Below are 7,839 nucleotides of genomic sequence, written 5' to 3'. Positions count from 1 at the left end.
GCCATCCAGGTCATCGTGTTCGACCCACATGATGGGGTGTTTGGCGGGCTTGGAAATGCTCACGTCTCCCTCATAGCCTTTCTCAGGAGTATTGTTGAAGAAGGCATACATCTGGAAGTAGTTTTCCTGCGAGATGGGGTCATATTTGTGGTCATGACACTGCGCACATTCCACGGTCATGCCCAGAATGGCTTTGCTGAAGGTATTGGTCTTGTCTACGTTGTACTCTACGCGGTATTCTTCCGGGATGACGCCACCTTCCTCTGTATACTTGTGGTTTCTGTTAAAGGCGGTGGCCAGTATCTGCTCCTTGCTGGGATCGGGCAGGAGGTCTCCGGCGAGTTGCCAGGTGATAAACTGATCGTAAGGCATGTTCTCATTGAAAGCATGGATCACCCAGTCTCTGTAGGGCCACTGTGTGCGGATATTGTCATCCTGATAGCCATAGCTGTCCGAATACCTGGATATGTCCATCCAAAGCACGGCCATGCGTTCGCCGAATGCAGGGCTCTCCAGCAGCCGGTCGATGATTTTTTCAGTGGCCTCAGGGCTTTCATCTTCACGGTATGCCTGCATGAGCTCAAGGCCTGGAGGCAGACCGGTCAGGTCAATGCTCAGGCGCTTGAGCAGGTGCATTTTATCGGCAACGGGGTTTGGTTTCAGCCCGAGTTGATCGAGTCTGGCCAGGATGAAGTGGTCGATATCATGCTGCACCCAGTCGGCGTCGGAAACTTTTGGCAGATCGGATTTTACCGGCGGCACAAATGCCCAATGCGGTTGGTATTCGGCTCCCTGTTTGATCCATTTTTTGATGATGGCCACTTCTTCGGCCGTAAGTTTGAGGTTGGATTCGGGAGGGGGCATCATTTCCGGTTCGTCGGTAGTTTCGAGTCGCTTCACAACCTCTGATTCTGCCGGTTTTCCGGGTACTATGGCATGCGCACCGGGGTTTTCCTTAAGCGCTGCAAAAGCACTCTCGGCCATGTCCAGCCTCAGCCCTGCTTCCCGTTTGTTTTCATCCGGGCCATGGCAAGCAAAACAATTGTCGGATAAAATGGGGCGGACGTGGAAATTATAGCTGATCTGGTCGGCCATACCCGGAGCTACAGATGTAGGTTTTTCCGAACAAGCTGCTGACCCAACAGCTACCAATAATATGAAATATAGCGATTGCCTGAGCATAAATTTCGTATCTGCTTAAATTGTTAACAATCAACAATTTCACAAAATATCTCTGCAATAACAAGCGAAAAATGAAAATGGCATTGAAATAAAGGCTGAGTGGTAGGAAGGTAGGGGATAAAAAAATCACCGGATCAAAAGGAAAGTACGATTGCTTTCCTTTTGATCCGGTGATTGGTGTGTTACCGGGTAGCAGTCAGGCGCTAAAGAGATTTTATTTTTGAAAAATCAAAATTATCTAAAAATTTCGTAGTAAAGTTACCGGAGATGAAATCGGGATCTTCCAGTAATGTCAGGTGGAAGGGAATGGTGGTCTTAATACCATCGATTACAAACTCCTCCAGTGCCCGCTTCATACGGACGATAACTTCCTCCCGGGATTGCCCGCTTACAATTAACTTGGCGATCATGGAGTCGTAATTTGGCGGGATAATGTATCCGGCATACACATGGCTGTCTATGCGCACCCCTTTACCCCCTGGTAGGTGCAGGTTGACGATCTTGCCGGGACTGGGTCTGAATCCATTTCGGGGATCTTCTGCATTGATCCGGCATTCCATGGCGTAGAGTTTGGGATAATAATTTTTCCCGCTGATAGGTTCTCCTGCCGCTACTTTGATCTGTTCTTTGATCAGGTCAAAATCAGTGACTTCTTCAGTAATCGGATGCTCTACCTGAATACGGGTATTCATCTCCATAAAGTAAAAGTCGCGGTTTTTATCGACGAGAAATTCTATGGTACCTGCGCCCTCATAACCGATGGCTTCGGCGCCTTTGATGGCAGCCTTGCCCATTCTTTCTCTCAACTCATCGGTGATAAAAGGAGAAGGGGTCTCTTCCACTAATTTTTGGTGCCTTCTCTGTATAGAACAATCCCTTTCAGAGAGGTGACAGGCCTTTCCGGAAGCATCTCCGATCACCTGAATTTCTATGTGGCGGGGTTCCTCCACAAACTTTTCCAGATAAAGGCCGTTGTTGCCAAATGCTGCCGCAGATTCCTGCCGGGCATCATCCCAGGCCTTTTTGAAGCCCGAGGGTTCTTTGACGATCCGCATTCCCTTTCCGCCTCCTCCGGCGGTGGCTTTGAGGATGACCGGATAGCCCACTTCGTCTGCCAGTCTGAGACCTTCATCTATAGAGCTCAGCAGGCCTTCGGAACCCGGTATGGTGGGCACTCCTGCAGCGGCCATAGTGGCTTTGGCTGTGGCCTTATCCCCCATCTTATTGATCATTTCGGGACTTGCACCAATAAACTTGATATTGTACTCTTCGCAGATCCGCGAAAACTCAGCATTTTCGGACAAAAAGCCATAGCCGGGATGAATGGCATCAGCGTTGGTGATTTCCGCGGCCGCGATTATCCGGGGGATATTCAGGTAGGAATCCTTACTCGCCGGAGATCCGATGCAAACTGCTTCATCAGCAAATCTAACATGGAGGCTATCTTTATCAACAGTAGAATATACAGCTACCGTTTTGACTCCCATTTCCTTACAGGTACGGATGACCCGCAATGCAATTTCCCCTCTATTGGCTATTAATATTTTGTTAAACACTTTACTTTTGGTCAGTTAGGTTGCAAAAATAATCAATCCTGAGGCTCGATCAGAAACAGCGGCTGGTCGTACTCCACCGGAGAAGCGTCTTCAACCAATACTTTAACTACTTTTCCGGAAATTTCGGACTCTACCTCATTGAAGAGCTTCATGGCTTCAATAATACATACGGTTTGCCCTTTCTGAATGGTATCTCCAATATTGACAAAGAAATCGGCGTCCGGATTGGCAGAGCGGTAAAAGGTACCAATCATGGGGGATTTTACTTCAAGCAGGGAACGGTTTGCATGTTCATTGCTTTCTGAAACTGCTTCTTTTTGCGTTGCCGGCTCAGGGTTGGGTGCGGCGGCAGGGATTGGGGTGTAATGGTTTTCTACCGCCTTTGCAGCGGGGGCCTCAGCGTGTTTTTTGATGGAAAGCTTGAACTCATCTGTCTCTATTTTTACCTCTGCCAGACCGGAATTGGAAATAAAGTCTATTAATTCTTGGATTTCTTTTGCTTTCATAAAACGTTTTATTTGAGAGTCGCGCTTACTGATCAGAGCTTCCCTATTCGTATTTTATAAATGTGGTAAGGTAAAACTATGTAAAATTATTAATTTTTATTCAATCAATCTGCTTTATTTCACTCTCTCCGAGTAGGATCCATCGCGCGTATCTACCTTGATCATGATGTCCTGATCTACAAACAGCGGTACCATTACAACAGCGCCCGTTTCCAGGGTAGCAGGTTTTAAGGTATTGGTAGCCGTGTCCCCTTTTATGCCAGGCTCGGTATAGGTTACCATTAATTCTACAAATGGGGGGAGCTCTACACCAAGTGGCGTTTCGGTCTCATCGTGAACCAAAATGTCCACCATCTGCCCTTCTTTCAGCAATTCGGGTCTTTCGATCAGCTTTTCTTCTATGGGTATCTGTTCAAAATTCTCCATGTTCATGAAGTGGTACCCCAGATCGTCGTTGTAAATAAACTGATGGGGTCTTTTTTCCACCCGGGCGGTGGTGATCTTTTCCCCGGAGCTGAAGGTTTTGTCCAGAACTTTACCGGAGGTCAGACTTTTCAGTTTTGTTCTGACAAAAGCAGGACCCTTGCCGGGTTTTACATGCTGGAACTCTACAATGGTCATGATGTCATTGTTGAATTCCAGACAAAGTCCATTTTTAAAATCAGCGGTACTTGCCATATGTGAAATTTTAGATTTTAGCGATTATTTGGGATCATATCCCCACTTCAAATATACAGCACCCCAGGTAAATCCACCACCAAATGCCGCCAAAATAAGGTTATCACCTTTATTGAGCTGAGATTCATAATCCCAAAGACATAATGGAATAGTGCCGGCGGTGGTATTGCCATATTTTTCTATGTTCAGCATCACTTTTTCCGGCCCTATGCCCATGCGGTTTGCCGTGGCATCGATGATTCTCTTGTTGGCCTGATGGGGTACCAGCCAGGCCACATCATCTGCTGTCAGGTTGTTTTTTTGCATTATTTTGGCACTTACATCTGCCATATTGGTCACTGCAAACTTAAACACCGTGGATCCTTCCTGAAAGACATAATGCTCCCGGTTGGTTACTGTCTCCAGCGTTGCGGGTTTCCTGCTGCCGCCCGCACGCATGTGCAGGAAATCGGCTCCGGAACCGTCAGTATGCAGCAGGGCATCCATTACTCCAAGGGGCTCCTCGGTAGGTTCGAGCAATACAGCTCCGCCACCGTCGCCGAATATGATACAGGTGGTCCGGTCCTGATAGTTGACGATAGAGGACATTTTGTCTGCACCAATCACGATCACTTTCTTGTGGGCACCGGTTTCGATAAACTGACTTCCTATGGAGAGGGCATACAAAAACCCGGAGCAGGCGGCCGATATGTCAAAGCTATAACTGTTTTTTGCGCCTACATTGTGTGCCACAATATTGGCAGTGGCAGGAAAAAGCATGTCGGGGGTGACAGTGGCGCAGATGATCAAATCGATTTCTGCCGGATCGGTACCTGTTTTCTCAAGCAAACCCTTTACCGCTTCGGTTCCAATAACCGATGTGCCCTGGTTTTCTCCTTTTAGTATTCTTCTTTCCTTAATGCCTGTTCTGCTGGTAATCCACTCATCATTGGTGTCCACCATGGTTTCCAGTTCTTTGTTGCCCAGCACATAAGGGGGTACCCAAGCATGTACACCTGTAATTACAGCTCTTTTTTTCATTGGAAGTATTCTAGTCTCATGTAGGAATCGGGTAGGACTGTCGCATTGTGTATAGCGAAAGGACAGATTTTATTGGCGAATCCTTGTTTAACAAGTCTTGTCTTTTCAAATAAGTGAAAAGCAAAGCAAATTTTAAATGCCAAAATTATTTAAAAAGTGCTGGTCCACCAAAGTTTTTTTGGAGATAAGAAAAATAAATGGATATAAAGCTGCTGAAACTGACGGTATGATCCGCCCGGAAAAATCGATTGAATTGTATTTCTGGCATTATTTATTTAATTTAAAATGTTTATAGATCTAATTGACAAGCCATGAGGATAAATGTAAATGACAAGGAATATACCGTAGAAGTAGATGGCAACCCCAGCCTACTGGAGGTGCTCCGGGAGCAGTTGGACCTGACAGGTACCAAATATGGCTGCGGTGAGGCAGCCTGCGGGGCATGCAAGGTATTGGTCAATGGTGTGCCGACGCCCTCCTGCATTACTCCTGCTACAGCCGTGCAGGGAAAAAGCATCGTGACCATAGAAGGTTTGGAGAAAGAGGGCAGTTTGCACCCTGTACAGCAAGTGCTGCTGGAAGAGGACGTGTTTCAGTGCAGCTATTGTGCGCCGGGCATGATCCTTACTGCTGTTGCATTAACGGAAAAGAAAAAGCCCCTGAGCCGCCAGGAAATTGTTGAGGGAATGAATGGAAATATTTGCCGTTGTTGTACCTACCCCCAAATTATCGATGCATTGAGCAAAATAAGCTAAACCAAAAAAATGATGGAAAAGGAGCGGATCAAGAAAGAAAGCAAGGAAAAACAAACCCGTAAACTGCCCGGGGAGGGCCTGAGCCGAAGAAATTTCTTTAAATATATGGGAGCGGGCATTGCCACCTATTTTGTGTGGTCAGACTACCTTGGTGCAACATTAATTTCGGGGCAGGAAGAGGGGCATCCCGTTGCAGACCAGCTTTCCTCCTGGATACATTTGTCCGCTTCAGGGGAAGTAACGGTGTTTACCGGTAAGGTGGAAGTCGGGCAGAATATCCGGACTTCCCTGACGCAGGTAGTGGCCGAGGAGCTTTTTTTACCCGTTTCGTCGATTACCCTGATCATGGGAGATACCCAGCTTACCCCGTATGACAGGGGTACCTATGGGAGTTTGACCACGCCCCAGATGGCGCCGATCCTGAGAAAGGCCGCGGCCAACCTGCGGGAAATTTTGTTGGACGAAGCCAGGCAGGAATGGAAGCTGGGGACCGTAAGCCTGCAAGTAGAACAAGGTACTGTCCGGCATCCTCAAAATGGCAAGCGTCTCGCATATGCCGACCTGGCCAACGGAAAAAAACTATTGCAGCAAATGGACGATAATGTGCCGACCATCGATCCCTCAGGTTGGAGAGTGGCAGGAACGTCCGTGCCGAAGGTAAATGGCCGGGAGTTTATCACCGGAAAACACAGGTATGTATCTGACATGGTCCTTCCCGATATGCGCTATGGCAAAGTACTCAGACCGCCGGTGCAGGGAGCAAGGCTTAAGGCTTTGAATACAGAAAAAGCAGCGGCCATGCCCGGAGTTCAGTTGGTTAGAGAGGGGGATTTTGTTGGTGTTACGGCGAAAGATACCCGCACCGCAGCCATGGCGCTGGCAAGCATAGAAGCCGACTGGGAAAGACCACCCCAGGTCTCCGGGGACAGGCTGTTCGAGCACCTGTTGCAAACTGCTGACAATGGCAAGGCCGTCAGCTCTCAGGTATCAAACGCTTTTGATTCTGCAGCGCATCAGGTTCAGCAGGATTTTGAGGTGCAATATATTGCCCACGTACCATTAGAACCCAGGGCGGGTCTGGCCCGATGGAGCAGTGATGGCCTACTCGAGGTCTGGACGGGTACGCAGCGTCCTTTTGGCGTACAGGAGGAGCTGGAACGTACCTTTCAGCTCAGTAAGGATAAGGTAAGGGTGTACATGCCCGACACCGGGTCAGGCTATGGGGGCAAGCATACCGGGGAAGCAGGGATAGAAGCTGCCCGCTTGTCGAAAGCCACTGGTCAGCCGGTAAAAGTCAACTGGACCAGGGAAGAAGAATTCAAATGGGCATACTTCAGGCCTGCAGGCTTGATCAAGGTGAGGGGAGCAGCAGACAAAAGCGGGATTTTGTCCTGGGAATTCCACAACTACAATTCCGGAGGTGCGGGCATAGACCTGCCCTATGCCGCAGCCCACAAGCATCAGGAATACCACCGCGCTGACTCTCCCCTGCGACAGGGATCCTATCGGGCTCTGGCCTCTACGGCCAATATTTTTGCCATAGAATCTACCATCAACGATCTGGCAGGGAAGGTGGGTGCAGACCCGCTGCAATTCAGATTAAACAACCTGAACGACAAACGGCTCATAGCCGTAATTGAAGCCGCTGCCGAAGCATTCGGCTGGAACAGTCGCCGTCCGGATACACAACATGGCTTTGGGATGGCCTGTGGTGCCGTTAAAGGCGGATTTGTGGCTACCTTTGCGGAAATATCGGTTCATCCCCAAAGCAGGGAGTTGAAAATAATCAAAGCTGTAACGGCCTTCGAATGCGGTGCCATCATCAACCCCAGGCATTTGGAAAGCCAGGTTTCCGGCTGCGTGCTGCAGGGATTGGGAGGAGCACTTTTTGAATCGGTGGCGTTCAATGAGGGAGACATCTCAAATGCATTTCTTTCTTCCTACCGCGTGCCCAGATTTAAAGATGTTCCGGAAATGAAAGTCATTTTGGTAGACAGAAAGGATCTGCCCTCTTCAGGTGCAGGAGAGGCGCCGATCGTCTGCATAGCACCGGCTATCCGCAATGCCATCGATGACGCCGTCGGTATCAGAATCAACCGCCTTCCCATGCTGCCTGCCGGAATCGTGCCGGAGGCCTGATCC

Annotated in this window: 7 protein-coding genes; 2 read left to right on the top strand and 5 right to left on the bottom strand. The window is 48.7% G+C overall.

Going from position 1 to position 7,839, the window contains the following annotated elements:
- From BUB19_RS20140 to BUB19_RS20120, 5 genes are all read right to left on the bottom strand, one after another.
- Nucleotides 1–1,182: DUF1549 domain-containing protein (locus tag BUB19_RS20140; protein WP_143156108.1), on the bottom strand; the 1,182-nt coding region annotated here is incomplete at its 3' end.
- 203 nt (nucleotides 1,183–1,385) lie between these two features.
- Entirely contained in the window at nucleotides 1,386–2,738 is a 1,353-nt protein-coding gene (accC, locus tag BUB19_RS20135) for an acetyl-CoA carboxylase biotin carboxylase subunit (RefSeq protein WP_073097178.1), read from the bottom strand.
- 32 nt (nucleotides 2,739–2,770) lie between these two features.
- Nucleotides 2,771–3,244, bottom strand: coding sequence for an acetyl-CoA carboxylase biotin carboxyl carrier protein (accB, locus tag BUB19_RS20130; protein ID WP_073097176.1), 474 nt, complete (start codon nucleotides 3,242–3,244; stop codon nucleotides 2,771–2,773).
- A gap of 114 nt (nucleotides 3,245–3,358) precedes the next feature.
- Complete coding sequence (gene efp, locus BUB19_RS20125; protein WP_073097174.1) at nucleotides 3,359–3,922, bottom strand: elongation factor P; 564 nt, start codon at nucleotides 3,920–3,922, stop codon at nucleotides 3,359–3,361.
- A gap of 24 nt (nucleotides 3,923–3,946) precedes the next feature.
- Nucleotides 3,947–4,942 carry a beta-ketoacyl-ACP synthase III gene (locus BUB19_RS20120; RefSeq protein WP_073097172.1) on the bottom strand — a complete coding sequence of 332 codons (996 nt, stop codon included), beginning with the start codon at nucleotides 4,940–4,942 and terminating at the stop codon, nucleotides 3,947–3,949.
- A gap of 311 nt (nucleotides 4,943–5,253) precedes the next feature.
- Here BUB19_RS20120 and BUB19_RS20115 point away from each other — a divergent pair, with 311 nt between their 5' ends.
- Both BUB19_RS20115 and BUB19_RS20110 read left to right on the top strand, forming a co-directional pair.
- Nucleotides 5,254–5,697, top strand: coding sequence for a (2Fe-2S)-binding protein (locus BUB19_RS20115; RefSeq protein WP_073097170.1), 444 nt, complete (start codon nucleotides 5,254–5,256; stop codon nucleotides 5,695–5,697).
- 9 nt (nucleotides 5,698–5,706) lie between these two features.
- Nucleotides 5,707–7,836: a xanthine dehydrogenase family protein molybdopterin-binding subunit gene (locus tag BUB19_RS20110; RefSeq protein ID WP_084097503.1), complete on the top strand. Its 2,130-nt coding sequence runs from the start codon at nucleotides 5,707–5,709 to the stop codon at nucleotides 7,834–7,836.
- Nucleotides 7,837–7,839: the final 3 nt, after the last annotated feature.

Origin of the sequence: Cyclobacterium lianum, from assembly GCF_900143075.1 — a bacterium.
GTDB classification, from domain to species: Bacteria; Bacteroidota; Bacteroidia; order Cytophagales; family Cyclobacteriaceae; genus Cyclobacterium; species Cyclobacterium lianum.
Note: the sequence above shows the minus strand (reverse complement) of the source record. Positions and strands in the feature narration are given on the sequence as shown.

Bases quoted from the DNA above. Each gene is read 5' to 3' on its own strand.
- BUB19_RS20110 (WP_084097503.1), top strand. From the start codon at position 5,707: ATGATGGAAAAGGAGCGGATCAAGAAAGAAAGCAAGGAAAAACAAACC.
- BUB19_RS20115 (WP_073097170.1), top strand. From the start codon at position 5,254: ATGAGGATAAATGTAAATGACAAGGAATATACCGTAGAAGTAGATGGC.
- accB (WP_073097176.1), bottom strand. From the start codon at position 3,244: ATGAAAGCAAAAGAAATCCAAGAATTAATAGACTTTATTTCCAATTCC.
- efp (WP_073097174.1), bottom strand. From the start codon at position 3,922: ATGGCAAGTACCGCTGATTTTAAAAATGGACTTTGTCTGGAATTCAAC.
- BUB19_RS20120 (WP_073097172.1), bottom strand. From the start codon at position 4,942: ATGAAAAAAAGAGCTGTAATTACAGGTGTACATGCTTGGGTACCCCCT.